Here is a 19,163-nt window from a genome sequence, read left to right as displayed (position 1 = left end):
ACCCCGCCGCCGTAGCCAGCTTGGAACGCCACGGCGAGATCGGCCGCACCCTTGCCACCGCCGGCCCCGTCGCGGTCACCGAAACGTGGGATCGGCTGCGGTCAGACTCCGCGCACCATGCGGTGCTGTGGATCAGTGAGTGGCCGCGGTCGCAGGTCTATCCGGGATTCCTCGCGCCGGTGCTGTTGTCGTCTGGGATTCAGCGGGCGTTCTCGCTGGTCTGTACGCCGATCCGTTCAGATCAGGCGGCGCGGGACATCAGGAAGAAGAAGACCGAGCTGATCTCGGACGCAGCCCAACGCTCCAAGATGGGGCAGATCGAAGACGCCTCCCAAACCGCCGAATACGGCGATGTTCTGCAACAGGAAGCGGACCTCACGGCCGGTCACGGCGTTCTTCGCTTCACGGGCCTGATCTCGATCTCCGCACCCACCTCGGAAGAGTTGGATACGGCGGTCGCGGCGATTGAGCAGGCCGCGATCCAAGCGTCCTGCGAAACCCGCCGCTTGGTCGGCCAGCAAGCCCAAGCCTTCACCGTCGCAGCGCTCCCGCTGTGCCGAACCGTCTGAACCGTCAGGAGTGAGTGATGCCGACCTTCCAGAACCCCACCGCCGACGCTACAGAAGCATCCGAAGCGCTCCGCGGACTCGCACACGCCACCCGTGTGTTCGAGGACCCCGCCGACACCTACACCGTCCTCGGTGACCTTCTCGCCGGGGTGCGTTCCCTCCGGCAAGTGATCGACCAACTTGCGACCGCCCACGTGACGCATCGGGTTCGCACACACAACGACGCTGAGGATCAGGCAGCCGGGGCGACATTCTCGTTAGCGGCGACAGCGGAGCTGCAGCAGGCCGTGGCGTTGCTGGACGCGGTGCATGACCGGGTGGATGCGGCAATGTCACAGTCCGGGCGCATCGCCTGGCATCCCGAACCCGAACGAGCGACCTCGGTGTCGCGGTGGGTGAGCGTGGTGTTCCTGCAAGGCCAGGACGCCGACGAGGTGCTCGCGCTCGTCGACCGGGACGGCACCGACGCCGCGATCGAGCACCTGTCGGGGTTCGACATGGGTGACGAAACCACGCAGGCGGCACTGATCAATGGATACGTCTACGACGAACCACCGACCGGGCCGCTCGACCGTGCGGCGACCCGCGGCGAGTACACCCTGACGTACAACCACGACCACGGGCACGTCTCGTTGCTGCGCGCGCTCCCGGAAGCGCGAGAAGCCGGCGCCGCGACCGTAGTGACGAGGACGGCGCCGCAGGAAAGAGCTCGCCGCACAGCACCCGCCGTTGACGAGGAAGAGGACTGGTTCGCGCCATCGCAGTCATCGTCATCGTCACCGTCTCGGGGGCGAGCACTGTGACCGACGAGCAGCAGAAGCTCCACACCGCGGCACTGATCGAACCCGCCGGCGAACGCCGCAAGCAGCGGAAGGCGCGCAAGCACGCCGCCAAGATGATCGAAGCGAACGCCCGAGAGACAGCGCTGGCGCACGAACGCGCGCGAACGGCCGCGGAGCGTGCCGAACGACACAACACCACCTACCTGCCGTCGGCTGGCGAGCCAGGTGCGGCGACGCTGCGAACACCAGGCCGGTTTCGCCTGCCTCGGCATCAGGACACGTCCGCGACGCTCGCCGGCGCGTACCCGTTTCTCGCCGAAGGTGGGCTCGGCGCTGACGGTGTGTTCGTCGGGCAAGACCTCTACTCCGGCGGTTCCTTCGTCTATGACCCGTGGACCCTCTATGCCCGCGGAATGATCACCGCCCCTAACATCGTCCTCGCCGGCATCGTCGGGTCCGGCAAGTCCTCCCTCGCCAAATCCTTGTACACGCGGTCGATCCCATTCGGGCGCCGCGTGTACGTCCCGGGTGACCCGAAGGGCGAACACACCGCCGTCGCCGAGGCCGTCGGCGGGAGGGCGATCGTCCTGGGCCACGGACTCCGCAACCGCCTCAACCCCCTCGACGAAGGCCACCGCCCCTCCGGGCTGAGCGACGCGGAGTGGGCGGCACAGGTCGCGTCTCGTCGCCGCGAACTCATCGGGGCACTGGCAGAGACGGTGTTGGATCGGGTGCTGTCGCCGTTGGAGCACACGGCGATCGACCTTGCCCTTCAAGACGCTGTCCACTCTTCGGAGGTGCCGATCCTGCCGATGGTCGTTGACCGCATCCTGAGACCGAACCCGGCCTCGGATACCGACGGACGTCTCGCGGAAGACGGCCGGCTCGTTGGACACGCCCTCCGCCGTCTCGTCGCCGGCGACCTTGCGGGGCTATTCGACGGGCCGTCGACGGTCCGGTTCGACCCGTCACTCCCGATGGTCAGTCTTGATCTGTCACGGGTCGCGGAGAACAGCACGTTGATCTCGGTACTGATGACCTGCTCCAGCGCGTGGATGGAGTCGGCGCTGATGGACCCGAACGGCGGGCACCGGTGGGTGATCTACGACGAAGCCTGGCGCCTCATGGCCTACCCGGCCCTCCTGAAACGCATGGATGCGCAGTGGCGGCTCGCCCGGCACTACGGGATCGCGAACATGCTGATCTTCCACAAACTCACCGACCTCGACAACGTCGGCGACCAAGGCTCCGCAATGCGCTCTCTCGCGAACTCGCTACTGGCGAATGCGGAGACGAGGATCATCTACCGTCAGGAACCCGACCAGCTCGGAGCCACCGCCGCCGCCCTCGGCCTCACCGGCACCGAACAGAAGCTCCTCCCAGCGCTCGGCACCGGGCAAGGACTCTGGCGAATCAAGGAACGTAGCTTCGTCGTTCAGCATCAGCTCCACCCGGCAGAGCTGGCTGCGTTCGATACCACCGCCCGGATGAGGGGCGGAAACTCGTAGGTTCGGGATTCCCAACGCCCCGTTCCGCGTGTTTGTGCCCATCACAGCCGGTTGACGGTGCGTTGTGAGGGTGCAAGTTCCCGCTTCTCTCGTCTTCTCGGCGGTGACGGTTCCGGCGTCCCGGTTCGCACCTATCCCTCGATTGAGTCGCCACGGACGAGGGAGCAACACGAATGGACACGATCAACGAACCTGCCACGGACGAGCGCACCGCGAGGATCATCCTCGCTATCGCATCCGAACCAGGAGACACAGTCACCGGGCGGATGATCCGCACCGTCGGTGCATCCGAGACTGTCGCCCGGGCGGTTGCGTCGGAGGTTCCGGTGGGGCCGGATGGTGATACCTGGCAGCGGCGTCTCGCACCCCGCATCGACGCCGCGCAGACCCGGCGGATGATCGCGGACAGTGAGCGGCATGGGATGCGGGTGCTGATCCCCGGCGATACAGACTGGCCGGCCGAGATCGACGCACTCGGCGACCGGGCGCCGGTCGCACTCTGGGCGAAAGGCGACACCGCGCTGTTGAAATCGCCGGTGTGGGAGCGGCTGACCGTGACGGGAGCGCGAGCCTCCACCGGGTACGGCGAGCACGTCACCACCGAGCTGGTGCAGTCCGCAGTGGCCGACGGGCGGCAGGTGCTCTCTGGCGGTGCCTACGGCATCGATGGTGCCGCTCACCGGGCCGCGCTCGCGTCGGCTGGTTCGACGGTCGCGGTGCTGGCTGGCGGACTGGATCGGCTCTATCCGGCCGGGCACACCGAACTCCTCACCCGCATCAGTGGCAACGGGTTGTTGTTGTCGGAGTTGCCGCCGGGAGCGGCACCGACGAAGTGGCGGTTCCTGCAACGCGGCAGACTCCTCGCCGCGCTCTCCGGCACCGTGCTGATCGCAGAAGCCGGGTACCGGTCCGGCAGTCTCCACACTGCCGCCCGTGCCGTCGAACTCGGCCGCCCCGTCGGTGCGGTCCCCGGACCGGTCACCTCTGCGGCATCGGCCGGGTGTCACCGGCTTATGCGCGACGGACTCGCTGCAGTGATCACCGGGTACGACGATGTGCGGGAGCTGCTGCACACGGTCCGCGACGGGGCTCACCGCCAGGCGCAGCAGCGTGCGGGGCTCGAGAACGGCTATCTCGACACTGACCCGCCAGGGGTTCGGTCGTCGCCGCGTGGGCTGGGGTTGTGACGGCGGTGGTGCACCTGCTGTGAAGGCGACCAGTCCCGGGTCGCTGCCCGCAACTTCAGGAGGCCTCTCGTGTCAGGATCACTCGCCCACATCTCGCAGCCACCGACTGCTCCACCGCGAACGGCGGTGCGTCGATGGTTGTCCGCCCTGCTCGCGCTGTTCCTGCTCGCCGGCACTTTCGCGCTGAACACCCCGGCGGCTCACGCAGGCAGTCTCGGTGTCGGCTACAACATCGGGATGGGGTTCCTCGGCGCCTACAACACCGACGTCGACGGCCGGCAGGCGTACTGCGTCGACCTCGATTCAAGTTCTCCGTTCTCCCAAACCTACGGCCCCGAGACCATCACATCGCTCGACTCGCTGTCCCGGCAGCAGCTCGCGGAACTGAACTATGTCCTGGACCGGTGGGGGCAGTCGGGTGATCCGAACATCACCGCCGCCGTCGCGCTGCACGTGTGGTCGGTGACGAGCGCCGGTACCTACAACTCCCACGGGATGTCGGGTGATGACTACTACGTTGCCCGTGCCCCGGCATCGGAGCGGGGCAGCATCCTCGCGAACCTCGCCGCGATGCGGCAGGAAGCCGCCGTCTACGCGGTGACCGACCCGTCGCTGACGTTGTCCCTCGCGATGTCGGATCAGTACGCCGGCACCCTCACCGTCGCCACCCACCCCGCAGGACTCGCGGGCACGGCGACGCTCTCGGATGCGGAGTTCGCGGACGGGTCGTCCTCTCGGACGATCGGTGCGGGCGCGCACCCGATCACAGGCACGCCTGCGGACGGGGTTCCGTCGTATCGGGTGGGCGCGTCGATGAGTATCGCGGCCGCCGGGTACGGGGCCGCCCTCGACCTGTATTCCACTCCCGGTTCACAGCGTCTCGTTGCTGCGGTCGCAGGTTCCTCAACGGGGCTTTCCGCGAGTGCGGAGTCCCCGGTCATCGAGCTGGACTTCCAGCCGAGTATCACCACTCAGGTCGCCTCCCGCTACGTGGCCGAGGGTGACGCGTTCGTGGACGGGCTCACGGTGTCGGTGTCGAAGGGCACCTGGATTCACCTCGACGGTGCATCGATTGAAGTGACCGCGACCGGCACCCTATATGGGCCGTTCGATGAGCAGCCCGCCGAGGCCGACACCCCGCCTGCCGGGGCAATGGTCGCCGGCACAGAGACTGTGACCTTGACCGGTGCGGGTTCGTACACGTCGCCAGGCAGCATCATCGCCGCGGAGTCCGGTTTCTACACCTGGGTGTGGAGCATCGACAAGGACGCCCACGGCGCGAATGCGAAGTACCTCACCGATTCCTTCACCGACCGCTTCGGACAGGTCACAGAAACATCGGTGGTGCCGTTCCAGCCAGTCGCGCTGTCGGAGGCAGATCAGCGTCTCGCCGTCCCCGGTGATGCCCTCACCGACACGATCACAGTTTCCAGCAGCAACGGGGTCTGGTTGAAGAAGGACGGCGCGTACATTCCGGTGATCTTCGAAGGCACCGCCTACCAAGTCCCCGGCACCCTACCCCCGGCCCAGGACGCGGTGATCGATTCGGCGTCGGTGCCGCTGGGAACGGTCACGGTCACTGCTGACGGTCCCGGCATCTACACGTCCCCGTCGATCCTCGCCCCGACGGGCGGGTTCGTGACCTGGGTGTGGGAGGTTCGGACGACGTCGCAGCCGGAGTGGGTGCGCGACTACCTCGCGAACGGCTGGCAGGACGACTACGGCATCACCGTCGAGACCAGCTCGGTCAGGTGGCCGATCACCACGACCTCGCTGATGCGGGAGTACAACGTGCACCCCGGCGGTCGCGCCTTCGATGTCGTGACGGTGACCGGGTTCCCGGCGAACCACGGCGACTTCACCGGTGACGGGTACTGGGGTGCGGACGTCGACGAGCTGTGGCACACCGTCTACGGCCCCTTCGCCACCGACACCCAGCTCACCGATGACCTCGACCTCCACACCGCACCGATCCTCACGGAGCTGACTACGCCCGCTCGGAATGGGGTCTACAAGCTGGGGTACACGGATGAGGACAAGATCGTGCCGACCGAGCCCGGCTTCTACGTCCTCGTGACGACGTTTGCGGGTGATGATCGGGTGCAGCCGTACCAGTCGTCGCCGGCGGATGTGCTGGAACGCTTCTACGTCCCACCCACCGGCACGGAGGTGCCGGTGTCGGTGATCACGCAGGCGACGCCGGAAGCGTTCGTCGGTCAGCCCTTCTCGGACACTGCGCTCGTGCAGGGCACCCAGATTCCTGACGGCGCGTTCCTCGTGTTCCGCGCCTACGGACCGCACCCGGCAGAGGCCGGGCCGGTGTGTGAGGTGCCGTTCTTCGAGAGCGAGGAGATCCCTGTCACCCAGGCCGGTATCTACCGCTCCGGGACCACCAGGGTCGATACGGCGGGGAACGTGTACTGGATCGAAACGCTCTACGACAGCAATGGCGAGATCATTGCTGAGGGTGAGTGCGGGGCGCCTGGTGAGACGACGATCGTGAAGGAGCAGCCGGAGGAGCTGTCCGTGAAGACGAACGCGGTCCCGACCGTCACGCTCGGTGATCCGGCGCATGATGTCGCTACCGTTACCGGCACCGTCCCCGCCGGAGCGCAACTCCGGTTCGAGGCGTACCGGCAGGACGGCGATACCGCCACCTGCACCCCGGAGGAACTGGTGTTCACCTCGACGGTGATCGAGTTGGACGGGCCGGGCGAGTATGGCTCCGACGAGGTGGTCTTCGACCGGACGGGCGTCTACTACTGGGTGGAGACCGTCACCGATAAGGACGGCACGATTCTGCACCGTGGCGTGTGCGGCGCACCGGACGAAACCACCATCGTCACACCGGTTCCGGATGAGCCGAGCAAGCCGGGTACGCCGGGTGAACTCGCGCACACCGGCGGCGGTGACTGGTGGCCGCTCGGCCTCGCAGGCGGCCTGATCGCCGCAGCGACGGGCGGGGTGCTGCTGTTCGGGCGTCGACTTGCGATCGCCCGCGCACGCGTCGGGTACGTCCGTGAGGAGGACCAGGGGTTCGAGGAGTTCAGGGCCCAGTTCGAGGGAGCAAAGCGGAATAGCCCGCAGATGAACGGCTGACCTGCTGGCACCCCCAACACATCGGGTCAGCACAGGAGGGCACGAACCACCCCCAGGTTCGTGCCCTCCCACCTTTCTGCGCCCAGGCGTCCTGCGCTCGGGGATGCGCGGGCGCACCTGCATGGCGACATCCTGCGCACGTTTGGAAGGACCGCCCTGTGACACCGAAGCCCCGCTACCGCCGCACCAACCCCGACCACCAGCCCCCGAAAACACCGAAGCCTGAGATCGGTGGGCCGTTCGTGGTGCCGGTGGTGGAGTTCACGATCGCCGCCGACGGGAGCATGACCGTCACCGTCGACGGTGCCCCGTATCTGCCGGAACCCTTCGCACCCGCCTGGCGGCGAGAGTCATTCCCCGCGATCCTCGACACCCTCACCACCCGCCACCGGACACCGCTGCGGGTGCAGGTGCGGGAAACGGACGGCTCGACATTCACCGACATCATCACCCCACCCCGCGAACGGCCCGCGCCAACACCGTGGGAAGCATCCGACCCTGCGCCTGTCACCCCGCCGCCTCTCAGCGCGGCCCCGCCGGTGCTGCATCAGGTCGTGGGCTCGGGGTTTGTGCCGGGCGAGGATGTCGCGGTCGCGATCATCCACGCTCACAGCGACGCCAGCGGCGACGGCACCGCCCGCGCCCTCCTCACCGCCGAACAGGCTACGGCTGCGGTGACAGGTGAAGTGATCCTCCTCGGCCGCGTCTCCAGCACCCTCTTCATCGGCAGACTCCAGTGAGTACCCCGCGCCAGGGTGGGGCGCTTGGGGATGAGCTGGCGAACCTCGGCATCTTCGCCCTCATCGCCGCCGCCGCCCTCGCGGTTATCCTCCGCACCGCCGGCAGCATCACCGCCTGGGCCACCGGGGTCGAGCAGCCTTCGGGTGGGATCGAGGCCGGTCTCGGGGTGCTTCTGCGTCCCGGCGATCCGGGCGCGGCACTCGGCGCTGCCGGGCTGAACCCCGTCGCTTACTGGATCGTCGCGGGCCTCCTGATCATCGGCGTCGGATCGGCAGGCTGGTGGGTCTGGCGAACGTTTCGGGAGCACTCCCGGCGGACAAAGGTCGACCCGTATCGGATCGTGGGGATCGCCACTCGCACTGACGTGACCTCGGCCGCGTCTGAGAAGGCACTGCTGCGCCGAGGCAGGCAGCTTCGTCCCTCCGTGAAGGCCCCGACCGCGCTGGACATCGGCTATCTCCTCGGCACATCACGAGGCATGGATGTGTGGGCGAGCGTGGAGGACTCGATTCTGCTGATCGGGCCGCCCCGCTCGGGGAAGGGCCTGCATGTGGTGATCAACGCGATCCTCGACGCCCCTGGCGCGGTCATCACCACCTCCACACGCCCCGACAACCTCACCGCCACACTCACCGCCCGCAGCGCGAACGGCCGCCCGGTGGCGGTGTTCGACCCGCAGCACCTCGCCGAAGGCGTACCGTCGGGCCTGAGATGGTCGCCGATCCGGGGGTGTGAGGACCCGTTGACGGCGATGATCCGTGCCACCGGACTTGCCGCCGGTACCGGCCTGTCCGCCGGCGGTGTCGAAGGCGGTGACTTCTGGGAAGGCAAGACCCGCACCGCCCTCCAAGCGCTCCTCCACGCCGCCGCCCTCGATCACCGCAGCCCGGCAGAGCTGTTCCGCTGGACACTCGACCCCGCCGCAGCGTCCGATGCGGTCGCGATACTCACCGCGAGCCCGGCTGCGGCTACGGGGTGGGCGGATTCGTTGCAGGCGATGATCGACGCAGACCCGAGAACCCGCGACTCCATCTGGCAAGGCGTCTCCCTCTCACTCGCCGCCCTCGCAGACCCACGGGTGCTCGATGCGGTGAGTCCCGGCCCGGACGAGCGGTTCGATCCCGAAGAGTTCCTCCGCAAGCGCGGCACCGTCTACCTCCTCGCTACGGGTGCCGGGGCGAACAACAGCGCGGCACTGGTATCGGCGTTCGTGGAAGACCTCGTCGAAGCCGCACGCCGCCTCGCCGCCCGATCACCCGCCGCCCGCCTCGACCCACCCCTCTTGCTCGCGTTGGATGAGATCGGGAACCTTGCCCCGTTGCCGTCCCTTCCGACATTGATGGCGGAAGGCGGCGGTACGGGGATCACGACGATGCCGGTGTTGCAGTCCCTCGCGCAAGCACGAGAGAAGTGGTCAGACAACGCCGCCGGGGCAATCTGGGACGCGTCGATTGTGAAGATCATCCTCGGTGGAGCTTCCAACTCTCGCGACCTCCAAGACCTCACGACGCTCATCGGTGAGCGTGACGAGATCACCGACTCCACCACCATCGGCGATCACGGCTCCCGCTCCGCGCAACGCTCCATCCGGCGGGTGTCGATCATGCCTCCCGACGTGATCCGCACCCTCCCCTTCGGCACCGGCCTGATTCTCCTCCGCGCGGCACCACCCATCGTCGCGAGGCTCCGTGCCTGGACGACGCGGCGAGATGCGGCCGATCTTCGCGTGAGTCGTTCCGCGATCGAGAGGCTGCTTCAACAGCGTCCATGACCCGGTCAACAGCGGGTGAGTGTGGTGCACCTGGCAAGTGAGCGGCGACAGGGAGTTGTCGCCTCACCTGACAGGAGCAGTCCGATGAGTATCGACACGCAGCAGTCCATTTCCGGGTTCATCGCCACACAGCCCCGGCTCACAACCACCGAGAATGGTGTGCCACGGTTTCATGCGCGAGTCGGGATCGAGCACTCCCAGCAAGAACCCGATGGATCGTTCACTCAGCTCGAACCAAGCTTCCACGACCTGACGATCTTCAAGAAGGCCGCTGAAGAAGCTGCCGCCCGGTTCCAGAAAGGCGACAAGTTCGTCGCTACCGGGCGCGTCCACGAGTACAACTACGACAAGGACGGGCAGACCGTGTCTGCCGAGGAGTTCATCGCTTCACGCATCGGACACGACCTCGCACGCACCCGCTACGACGTCGACCGTTCACCGCGGCGGTCGGCGATTGAGCGGCAAACCCCAGCTCGGGAAGAGCCGGCGCTCGAGGCGAGTCCGCGGCAACGGACCAGCGTCGCGTCGCGCGCGAGCATCTGAGCGGTGGCTGTGATGGATGACCACACCCCCGAGCCCGAGGTGATCGAGGAGGACGACTTCGATGCCGAGTTCGAAGGCCCATTGCTGGTCGAGCCCCCGCACCCGATCAACTGGAACCTCCTGAGCCCCGAGGATCTGGAAGCGGAATGGCTGGAACTCAACCGGTGGGTGCACTGGCTCCGCAACACCTACGGTCTCCCCGCCTCGGTGGTTCCGCCGTTCTGGCATCACCACCCTGAGTTGCTGTGGGAGCTCTCCGCACTGCACCTGCATTGGTTGTGCTCGTACGACGCGGAGAAGAGCGGATCAGCACCTTTCGCCTGGCACCGCGACTTCGCCGATGCGCGCCTGCGTCTTCGGGACTGGGTCGCTACCGCAGGCTCACGGTTGGACCGTGACCGTCCGACCCGGCAGACAAGCTGGCCCGGTGAACCGCCAGCACCCGCCGTTGAGGACTTCGTCATCGAGGACCGGGAGACGGAGTTCGTGGAGTTCGTGCTCGCCGAGGTCAGCAAACGCCGCGACGAGGAAGACCGGTTCTACCGCTCCCTCATCCCCACGACCGGGGAAGTCTCATGACGGAGACACCACACGCGGCTGTCGCGTCCCCGCTGATGCACAGCCGCGACATCGCCACCTACTTGAAAGTGTCCGAATCAACGTTGTCACGGTGGCGGTCCGCGGGAACGGGGCCGCCGTTCATCCGTCTGGGCGGCATCGCCCGCTACCGGATCGACGCTGTCGATGCGTGGCTGGCCGAACTCGAGCACGAGCATGCCCCGCAGGAGTGAGCCACTCCCCAGAGCCGAGCCAAGGGCGGTCCCGCCGATCGGGGTGAAGGTCTCCACCGATATGGAGCGCCGCTCCTATGGCGTTCGCGCCCGCGCACGGTGGACGGACCCGATCACCAAACGCCGCATCATCCGCTCCGAGATCGTCCCCGACGAGGCAGCCGCCCATACGTTCTTCGACCAGCTGCGCACTTCCTCCATAAAGGGCATGGATACTTCCATGACGCTCACGGAGTTCGTCACCTCGATCGGTGACCGGTGGGCGCGCGGCCTGGACCCAACCTCGACCGGGGAGATCTACGGGTTCGGACTGAAACTCCGTGTCCTGCCCGCACTCGGACACCTGCCGGTGGCGCAGATCACCGCGGGCATCATCGATCGCACCATCGACGAGTGGGAACAGCGCTACGGGGCATCCACGATCAAGAACTCCATCGCCCCACTCGTGCGGGTTCTCGATGAGGCCGTCCGCGACGGGCTACTCGCGATCAATCCGGCGAAGAACCGCGCGAAGCGCAGCCTGAACCGCAACGCGTTCCGAACCCAGTCCGCCGAGCAGGCCTCCCCGCGCGCGCACGCGATCCCGGACATGAAGACCCTCACCAAGCTTGCCAAGGCGTGCGGGAAGGTCGGCCAGCCCTACAGCGACTTCGTCATGCTCGCCGCGCTCCTCGCCGCCCGCTCCTCAGAAGTCTCTGGGCTGCAGGTAGGGGACGTGCGGTTCGAGAAGAACCTCGTCGTCATCGCCCGACAGATCTTCCCTGGCAAAGGCGGACTCGTCACCAAACCCACCAAGAGCCGCAAAGAGCGGCGCGTCCCGATCCTCGAGCCCCTCCGGCCCGTCCTGAAACGCCTGGCCGAGGGGAAAGCACCAGATGATCAACTACTCGTCGGGCCGAAGGGCGGCGTGCTCACGACTGCGACCGTCAGGGATGCCACCAACTGGGACGCGATCGTTGCTGGCCTCGGGCTGCCGGATTTGACCCGTCACGGGCTCCGCCATACAGGAGCGACCTGGATGGCTGACGCCGGTGTTCCACTGCACGTGCTCCAGGAGATCCTCGGGCACGCATCGATGGAGACGACCCGCGGATACGTGCATCCTGACGACCGGCACCTTGCGTCGGCCGCGGAGCAGGCCAACGCGTTCCTCTCACCCTCCGGGCAGAAGCGCCGAGCAGCCCGGAGCGCCCCCTCAACACGGGGCCTGTGATGTCCCCGCGGATGCCGACGAGCCGGCGGAAAGTGATTCTGGTCCCCTTTTGGTCCCCTTATCCACAGGCAGGGCTTCGCGACGGGTTCCGTTGTCCACAGGCTCACGCCGCCGAGAAGTCGAGGGGGACCAGAAGGGGACCAAAAATTGCGACCCCCGGAAACAACAAAACCCTGATGAAAATTGCTTCTCATCAGGGTTTTTCTGTCGGGCTGACAGGATTTGAACCTGCGACCCCCTGACCCCCAGTCAGGTGCGCTACCAAGCTGCGCCACAGCCCGTGGCATTCAATTTTCAGTTATTCGGGCCGTCTGGGAGGGGCAAACCCCTTAACCCCCAGTCAAGTGCGCTACCAAGCTGCGCCACAGCCCGTTGTTCTGCACTCTCGCGCAGGCAACTCCCCTATCTTAGCCGCATCCTCGGCCCCTCCGCGAACCGAGGCGTTGCGAGTGTCGGATGCCCGGCGTAGCGTCGCGGCATGGCGACGATCACGACCGAGGTGGCGACGACCGCGCGGTGGGATGACGTGCAGCATGCGCTCACCGGCGGCGGCGATGGGGCCAGTTGCCAGTGCCTGTGGCCGGTGCTGAGCAACAAGGACTGGAACGCCACCTCAGCTCCGCAGCGCGCCGAGCTGTTCCGTGCCGAGATCGAGGAGGGCCCGCCCCCGGGGATCATCGCCTACGTCGATGGTGAAGCCGCTGGCTGGATCCGGATCGGTTCGCGTATCCGCCACGCACGGATTCCACGTACCCGCACCATCGCGGCCGCGAGCACCGAACCGTTCGACGACGACTCCGTGTGGGCTGTGACGTGCTTCGTGGTGCGCCGAGAGCACCGCGGCACCGGACTCACTCTCGAACTCCTGCATGCCGCCGTGGAGTACGCACGCGAATCCGACGCCCGCATCATCGAGGGATACCCCGTCGACACGAAGGGAGAGAAGCAGCGCCCCAATGACCTGTTCCACGGCACGCTCGGTACGTTCCTCTCCGCCGGCTTCGCCCTGAAGACAGAGATGAAGCCAGGTCGCGCTCTCGTGGTCCTCGACCTCGCCGCATGATCGTGACCATCGAGAAGCCGCTAGCGTGAAGGCATGAGCGACGAGACTTCGACCATCGACGATCCAGAGCTCGGCACGTTCGCGCGCGCCCGTTCGGAGCTCACGGACGGCACGGTCCTGACGCATGACTGGTTCGTCGGCACGATCTCCATCGAGGGCACCGAGCTCGAACTCATGCTCGAGGGCACGACGACCGACGGGGTCGCCCCGCTCCTCCCCCGACTGCGCGACACGGTGAAGCGACTGCACGTCATGAGGCGGATCGCGACCGATGCGGTCGTCACGAACTTCAGCACGAGCGCCCCCGAAGCCCACGAGCTCGACGACGCCGCATCCGACCTCACCATCGAAGCGATCGAGGCCGCCGCAGACGGCACGGTCGTCCTGCACCTCATCGACGGCTGCGGCGAGCACTTCCCCGAGGGATACTGGCCCGCCGTGCATCTCGGCGTGGACGACAGCGTCGTTCAGGTCACCGTCGAATCGTGACCAGCGCGGCCCCCGAGAGCCCGTCACGGGCGTCATCCTACGATGAGGGGATGCAGCGTCGCGCCCCGTCCCTCTCACTCACGTGGGCCTTCTTGCCGTTCGTCGTGATCTCGATCGTCCACGTCGTCCTGCTGGCCACGGACAACTCGTTCGCCGCACCCACCAAGCTGCTCCTGATGCCGATGCTCGCCATTCCGGTGCTGGTCGTGGCGCGACATCTCACTCCGCGCATCACGGTGTTCCTGTTGCTCGCGGCATTGCTGTTCTCCTGGCTCGGCGACGGCGCAGGGGCATTCTTCCCCGCCGGTCCCGAGCTGCCCCTGATGCTGCTGTTCTTCGGCATCGCGCACGTGGCATACATTCTTCTGTTCATCCGACACCTGTCGACGCGTCGGATGCCCTGGTGGGCTCTCGTGTACGCCGCCTGGTGGGTCGCGATGATCGCTCTCCTCGGTCCGCACACCGGCGGCCTGCTCGTGGCGGTCGCCCTCTACGGACTCATCCTCGGCGCCACCGCAGCCTTCTCGGCGCGCTGCCATCCCCTCGTCGCGGTCGGCGGGGCCTTCTTCCTCGCGAGCGACACGATCCTCGCCTTCCGCCTTTTCCTCCCCGATTCCCTGCCGTCGTGGAGCAGCCCCGCGGTGATGCTCACCTACGTGATCGGCCAGGGCCTGATCATCGCGGGCGCACTCGTATCCCTGCGGAGGACGAGTTCCTGATGGATGCCGCACGTGTGGACAGCTGGCTCTGGGCGATCCGTGTCTACAAGACGCGCTCGGCCGCGACGACAGCATGCCGCGCAGGGCATGTAAGGGTGAACGGCGACAAGGTGAAGGCGGCGCAGCAGATTCGTGTGGGCGACGAGTTGCGCATCCGCATCGCGGGATTCGATCGGATCCTCATCGTTCGTCAGCTCTTGGTCAAGCGCGTCGGAGCGCCGGTAGCGGCGCTCGCCTACGAAGACCGCACGCCCGAGCGCGAGCCTCAAGCCGCCCTGGGCCTTCGTGATCGTGGGGCCGGGCGTCCGACGAAGCGAGAGCGTCGCGACATCGACAAGCTTCGTGGACGCAACGACGACCGCCTGACCTGATATCTCGGTATTCATGCCCCCTCCCACTTTCTTTCATTCGAAACTATGTTCTAAACTGGAGGTATGGCGAACACGACCGATCTCGACCTCGAACTCGAGGAGCGACGTCGCGTCCTGGATGCCTGGGTCGCGACGAGGCGTCGGATCGCCGCGCTCGAGGCGGAAGCCGCAGAGCTGCTGACCGAGCAGATCGCCCTGCACGATGCCGAAGTAACCGTGAGCCCCTTCCATCGAGAGGCGATCTACCGTTCCATGATCGCGGAGTTCTCCGCCGCCGGGCACGTGTCGAAAGGCTCGATGGAGTTCGCCTTCGCCGATGCCCAGGCGCTACACACCTCTCTCCCCGCCGTCCGCGCCGCTTTCTCGAAGGGCGCCGTGAGCGCCGGGCACGTGCGCGAGATCGCCAGGGCGAGCGCGATCGTCGCCGAAGCCGTCCGCAACAACAAGGTCGATTCGGCGGTCATGAGCCTGTTCGAGACGGCGGTGTTGGTGGTCGCCGAACAAGACACGGCAGCGCGCACGAAGGCTCATGCGCGCCAAGTCGCAGCCGCGCTCGTCGGCGAGACCGTCGTGCAGAGGCACCGACGTGCTGCGGAAGAGCGCTGCGTCACGGTGAAGTCCCTCGACGACGGGCTGGCCCTGCTCACTGCAGTGCTGCCCGAGTGGATCGCCACCGCGATCTCCGACAGGCTGAACCGTATGACGCGCGAGGTCGTGCGCACTCGAAGCGACCGCGATATCGCGCCGCTGCCCTGGTGGTTCGAGGAAGTCGATGGCATCAGCCCCGAAGATCTCTCGCTCGACGACCCCGCGTTCGACCTGCTCGACGACGGGGTGATCCCGAGCACCGGCGGCGACACGTTCGCCACCGACCCCGAGGTCGAGCACTTCCCCACCGACACTCGGACGTGGGCGCAGACGGAAGCCGACCTCTTCACGGATCTCCTCCTCACCGCAGACCCCAGCGTCGCGCACGGCGACGGCCTCGACGGCATCCAGGCCCGTATCCAGGTCACCGTCGCGGCGACAACGCTCGCCGGCGCCGACGACAAGATTGCGGAACTCGACGGACACGGCCCACTTCACCCCGACATCGCCCGCGACCTCGCGGGTCGCAACACCGGCTGGAGCCGCCTGTTCCTCGACCCGACCGGCATGGTGGTCGAGACCGACACCTACACGCCGACCGAGGGGATGCGACGGTTCCTCCGTGCGCGCGACCAGCATTGCCGGTTCCCCGGGTGCCGCATGCCGGTGCACCGCTGCGAGATCGACCACAATCGTGACCACGCGAAGGGCGGGAAGACCAGAATCGACAACCTCGGTCACTTCTGCCGTGGTCACCACACGCTCAAGCATCCAGACATGCCCGACCCGCATCGTTGGACGGCCCAGCAGGAGAAAGACGGCAGCGTCACGTGGCACAGCCCCCTGGGTCGCGACTACGTCGACCCGCCACCCCGACGCGTGATGTTCGTCTGAATCATGATGTCCGCAGAGCGGGAGACGAAGTCAGCCGTGCGCCGCGAGAGTTTCGAGAAGCCATCCTGCGGATCGGACCTGACCGGCACCGGCGCGCTCCACTCGTTCGCGGAGTTCCCGGTCGCTGGTCACTGCGACTACCGTCTCCGCACCGGCGACGCGGCGCTCGACCTCGGCGACGATCGCGTCGTCGCCCGCGGCCTCCGCCCGGATGATGGCGACTGCGCTCGCATCGTCATCGATTCCTCGGGCCTGCCCTTCGACCACCATCGACACCTCGGGGAACCACTCGTCACCCCCGAGTTCCAGGTCGTCCGCAGAGACCGACAGTCCATCCAGCCGAGCCCTCAGACGAGCCGCCGCCCCTGCGCGATCCTTCCACCAGCCGTCCGGAACAGATCCGACGACGTTCGCGGCATCCACCACGACAGCCGGACGCACGGTGAGCAGCGCGCGCAGCGCCGGCCACGACGCTCCGAAGCCGGGGTGCAACGGTCGAGAATCGACCTGATCGACCGGCACCCATTCCAGGGCGACGCTCTCCGGGTCGCTGATCACCGGCTCGAAAGGAACCCGCACATCGGCGACGACGGTCGTGTACGCCCAGATCCCCAGGTCGAGAACGCTCGTGAACCGGGGTCGCACCGCCCCGTCCGGGACGCCTGCCTCTTCCTGAGCTTCGCGGATGGCTCCGGCGATCGCGCTCTCCCCCTCGTGCAGCGCGCCTCCCGGCAGCCCCCAGGTGCCCCCGAAGTGGCTCCACGAGACGCGATGCTGCAGCAGGATCCCCCGGGCAGGGTCGTAGGCGAGAAGACCGGCAGCGCCGAAGCGGCCCCAGTACTTCTCCCCCGACTCCGCGATCATCCAGGCATCGCCGGGATTCCGCGGCCCCTCAGGGCGACGCGGTTCACCGGAGGCAGGAGGTACGACAGTCACCCCCTCAGCCTTTCACAGCATCGGGGTCACGGCACCACGGCGCGACACGCGCCGGAACAGATCAGCGCTGACGCTTCTCGCGCACCCGCATGTTGATCACGATCGGCGTGCCCTCGAACGAATAGAGCTCACGCAGACGCCGCTGGATGAATCGGCGGTATCCCGGGTCGAGGAACCCTGTCGTGAACAGCACGAACGTCGGCGGACGCGTCGACGCCTGGGTGCCGAACAGGATGCGCGGCTGCTTTCCACCACGCAGCGGGTGCGGGTGCTCGGCCACGAGTTCCGCCAGGAAGGCGTTGAACTTGCCCGTGGGGATACGACGATCCCAGTTCTCCAGCGCCGTCTCCAGCGCCGGCACGAGCTTGTCGAGGTGACGACCGGTCTTCGCCGAGATGTTCACGCGCGGGGCCCAGGCGACGTGCGCCAGGTCCTGCTCGATCTCACGCTCGAGGTAGCGACGGCGGTCGGCGTTCTCGAGGTCGTCGTCGTTCAGACGATCCCACTTGTTGAACGCGAGCACGAGCGCGCGGCCCGACTCGAGCACGAGGTCGATGATGCGCACATCCTGCTCGCTGATCGTCTCGGAGACGTCGAGCACGACGACCGCGACCTCGGCCTTCTCCAGCGCGGCAGAAGTGCGCAGTGAGGCGTAGAAGTCCGCGCCCTGGGCCATGTGCACGCGGCGGCGGATGCCGGCAGTGTCGACCAGTCGCCACATCTTCCCGCCGAGCTCCACGACCTCATCCACCGGGTCGCGGGTGGTGCCGGCCAGGTCGTTAACGACCACGCGCTCCTCGCCGGCTGCCTTGTTCAGCAGCGACGACTTGCCGACGTTCGGGCGTCCGAGGATCGCCACTCGACGCGGGCCGCCGATCTCCTGCTTCGCGACGGCCGAGACCTCGGGAAGCTTCTTCAGCACGGCGTCCAGCAGGTCGGCGACGCCACGTCCGTGGATGGCGGACACGGGGTGGGGCTCACCGAGGCCCAGGCTCCACAGGGCCGCGGTCTCCGGCTCCTGGCGGGCATCGTCGATCTTGTTGGCGACGAGGAACACCGGCTTGCCGCTCTTGCGCAGCAGCTTCACGACGTGCTCGTCTGTCGACGTCGCACCCACCATCGCGTCGACCACGAACAGCACCATGTCGGCGAGGTCGATCGCGACCTCGGCCTGCATCGCGACCGACCGGTCGATGCCGCGGGCGTCAGGCTCCCATCCGCCGGTGTCGACGAGCGAGAAGCGACGATCGGCCCACTCGGCCTTGTACGTCACGCGGTCGCGGGTCACGCCCGGGGTGTCCTCGACGACGGCCTCGCGGCGGCCGAGGATGCGGTTCACGAGCGCGGACTTGCCCACGTTCGGTCGTCCGACGATCGCCACCACGGGCAGCGCCGGGCTGTAATGGATGCCGTCCTCGCCGAGCGTGATGCCCGCGAGGAGTTCCGCATCCTCGTCGTCCAGCTCGTAGTCGGAGAGTCCGGCGCGCAGTGTCTCCGCACGCTGCTCGGCGAGATGCTCGTCGAGCTGGTCCATCTTCTCGGCGAGCTGGTCGGGGCCGCCTTCGTATTCGTCGTCAGCCACGGTGTGCTCCTTGGATTCGTTCGATCACCGTGAGGACGGCATCGATGGTCTGGGGGAAATCGAGTTCCGTCGAATCGACGACCTCGACGCCTTCTGCGGCGTTGAGGAAGTCGACGACGGCGCTGTCTGAGGCATCGCGCTTGTGCAGCGCCGCGGCGACAGCAGCCGCGTTCTCGCCGGCGAGTTCGCTATTCCTTTGAGTTTTAGCCTTGCGGCCGTACTCCCCAGGCGGGGAACTTAATGCGTTAGCTGCGTCACGGAATCCGTGGAATGGACCCCACAACTAGTTCCCAACGTTTACGGGGTGGACTACCAGG

At 67.1% G+C, this 19,163-nt stretch carries 18 protein-coding genes, 1 tRNA gene and 1 rRNA gene; 16 read left to right on the top strand and 4 right to left on the bottom strand.

The annotated features are described in order from the left end of the window. The 11 genes from KZA10_RS00100 to KZA10_RS00050 form a co-directional block, all read left to right on the top strand. A partial coding sequence (locus tag KZA10_RS00100; protein WP_374196523.1) for an SCO6880 family protein occupies window positions 1-569 on the top strand: 569 nt, incomplete at its 5' end. A gap of 17 nt (window positions 570-586) precedes the next feature. After that, window positions 587-1,372: a hypothetical protein gene (locus KZA10_RS00095; protein WP_218681861.1), complete on the top strand. Its 786-nt coding sequence runs from the start codon at window positions 587-589 to the stop codon at window positions 1,370-1,372. After that, window positions 1,369-2,859 (top strand): ATP-binding protein, encoded by a 1,491-nt coding sequence (locus KZA10_RS00090; protein ID WP_218681860.1) that lies wholly within the window; start codon window positions 1,369-1,371, stop codon window positions 2,857-2,859. The genes KZA10_RS00095 and KZA10_RS00090 overlap by 4 nt, the downstream gene beginning before the upstream one ends. A 173-nt stretch (window positions 2,860-3,032) precedes the next feature. After that, window positions 3,033-4,046 carry a DNA-processing protein DprA gene (gene dprA, locus KZA10_RS00085; protein ID WP_218681859.1) on the top strand — a complete coding sequence of 338 codons (1,014 nt, stop codon included), beginning with the start codon at window positions 3,033-3,035 and terminating at the stop codon, window positions 4,044-4,046. Window positions 4,047-4,184: 138 nt separating this feature from the next. Continuing rightward, window positions 4,185-7,145, top strand: coding sequence for a hypothetical protein (locus KZA10_RS00080; protein ID WP_218681858.1), 2,961 nt, complete (start codon window positions 4,185-4,187; stop codon window positions 7,143-7,145). Between the two features lie 158 nt (window positions 7,146-7,303). After that, the gene (locus KZA10_RS00075) at window positions 7,304-7,885 is read left to right on the top strand and encodes a hypothetical protein (protein ID WP_256934163.1); all 582 of its coding nucleotides are present in this window, start codon (window positions 7,304-7,306) and stop codon (window positions 7,883-7,885) included. Continuing rightward, window positions 7,882-9,657 carry a TraM recognition domain-containing protein gene (locus tag KZA10_RS00070; protein ID WP_218681857.1) on the top strand — a complete coding sequence of 592 codons (1,776 nt, stop codon included), beginning with the start codon at window positions 7,882-7,884 and terminating at the stop codon, window positions 9,655-9,657. The genes KZA10_RS00075 and KZA10_RS00070 overlap by 4 nt, the downstream gene beginning before the upstream one ends. A gap of 84 nt (window positions 9,658-9,741) precedes the next feature. Further along, on the top strand, window positions 9,742-10,200 hold the full coding sequence (locus tag KZA10_RS00065) for a single-stranded DNA-binding protein (protein ID WP_218681856.1): 459 nt from the start codon (window positions 9,742-9,744) through the stop codon (window positions 10,198-10,200). A gap of 12 nt (window positions 10,201-10,212) precedes the next feature. Continuing rightward, the gene (locus KZA10_RS00060) at window positions 10,213-10,779 is read left to right on the top strand and encodes a hypothetical protein (protein WP_218681855.1); all 567 of its coding nucleotides are present in this window, start codon (window positions 10,213-10,215) and stop codon (window positions 10,777-10,779) included. Then, on the top strand, window positions 10,776-10,991 hold the full coding sequence (locus KZA10_RS00055; protein ID WP_218681854.1) for an AlpA family transcriptional regulator: 216 nt from the start codon (window positions 10,776-10,778) through the stop codon (window positions 10,989-10,991). Before KZA10_RS00060 ends, KZA10_RS00055 begins: the two co-directional genes overlap by 4 nt. A 43-nt stretch (window positions 10,992-11,034) precedes the next feature. Continuing rightward, complete coding sequence (locus tag KZA10_RS00050; RefSeq protein WP_308289561.1) at window positions 11,035-12,204, top strand: site-specific integrase; 1,170 nt, start codon at window positions 11,035-11,037, stop codon at window positions 12,202-12,204. 207 nt (window positions 12,205-12,411) lie between these two features. Here KZA10_RS00050 and KZA10_RS00045 read toward each other — a convergent pair. Further along, a tRNA-Pro gene (locus tag KZA10_RS00045) sits at window positions 12,412-12,485 on the bottom strand. 197 nt (window positions 12,486-12,682) lie between these two features. Here KZA10_RS00045 and KZA10_RS00040 point away from each other — a divergent pair. The 5 genes from KZA10_RS00040 to KZA10_RS00020 all read left to right on the top strand — a co-directional run bounded on the left by KZA10_RS00040 (window position 12,683) and on the right by KZA10_RS00020 (window position 16,328). Then, window positions 12,683-13,267 (top strand): GNAT family N-acetyltransferase, encoded by a 585-nt coding sequence (locus KZA10_RS00040; RefSeq protein WP_218681852.1) that lies wholly within the window; start codon window positions 12,683-12,685, stop codon window positions 13,265-13,267. Between the two features lie 33 nt (window positions 13,268-13,300). Then, entirely contained in the window at window positions 13,301-13,756 is a 456-nt protein-coding gene (locus KZA10_RS00035; protein WP_141388092.1) for a hypothetical protein, read from the top strand. A gap of 50 nt (window positions 13,757-13,806) precedes the next feature. Beyond that, window positions 13,807-14,475 carry a lysoplasmalogenase family protein gene (locus KZA10_RS00030; protein WP_141388094.1) on the top strand — a complete coding sequence of 223 codons (669 nt, stop codon included), beginning with the start codon at window positions 13,807-13,809 and terminating at the stop codon, window positions 14,473-14,475. After that, the gene (locus KZA10_RS00025) at window positions 14,475-14,846 is read left to right on the top strand and encodes an RNA-binding S4 domain-containing protein (RefSeq protein WP_200935119.1); all 372 of its coding nucleotides are present in this window, start codon (window positions 14,475-14,477) and stop codon (window positions 14,844-14,846) included. Before KZA10_RS00030 ends, KZA10_RS00025 begins: the two co-directional genes overlap by 1 nt. Before the next feature lie 63 nt (window positions 14,847-14,909). Beyond that, window positions 14,910-16,328: an HNH endonuclease signature motif containing protein gene (locus KZA10_RS00020; RefSeq protein WP_218681851.1), complete on the top strand. Its 1,419-nt coding sequence runs from the start codon at window positions 14,910-14,912 to the stop codon at window positions 16,326-16,328. 30 nt (window positions 16,329-16,358) lie between these two features. Here KZA10_RS00020 and KZA10_RS00015 read toward each other — a convergent pair whose 3' ends face one another. From KZA10_RS00015 to KZA10_RS00005, 3 genes are all read right to left on the bottom strand, one after another. After that, window positions 16,359-17,264: an NUDIX hydrolase gene (locus tag KZA10_RS00015; protein WP_218681850.1), complete on the bottom strand. Its 906-nt coding sequence runs from the start codon at window positions 17,262-17,264 to the stop codon at window positions 16,359-16,361. Window positions 17,265-17,325: 61 nt separating this feature from the next. Beyond that, window positions 17,326-18,798 (bottom strand): ribosome biogenesis GTPase Der, encoded by a 1,473-nt coding sequence (gene der, locus KZA10_RS00010; protein WP_229779055.1) that lies wholly within the window; start codon window positions 18,796-18,798, stop codon window positions 17,326-17,328. A gap of 118 nt (window positions 18,799-18,916) precedes the next feature. Continuing rightward, window positions 18,917-19,163, bottom strand: a 16S ribosomal RNA gene (locus KZA10_RS00005); the annotation flags it as partial.

Source organism: Microbacterium sp. BF1 (assembly GCF_019279095.1).
GTDB lineage: Bacteria > Actinomycetota > Actinomycetes > Actinomycetales > Microbacteriaceae > Microbacterium > Microbacterium maritypicum.
Note: the sequence above shows the minus strand (reverse complement) of the source record. Positions and strands in the feature narration are given on the sequence as shown.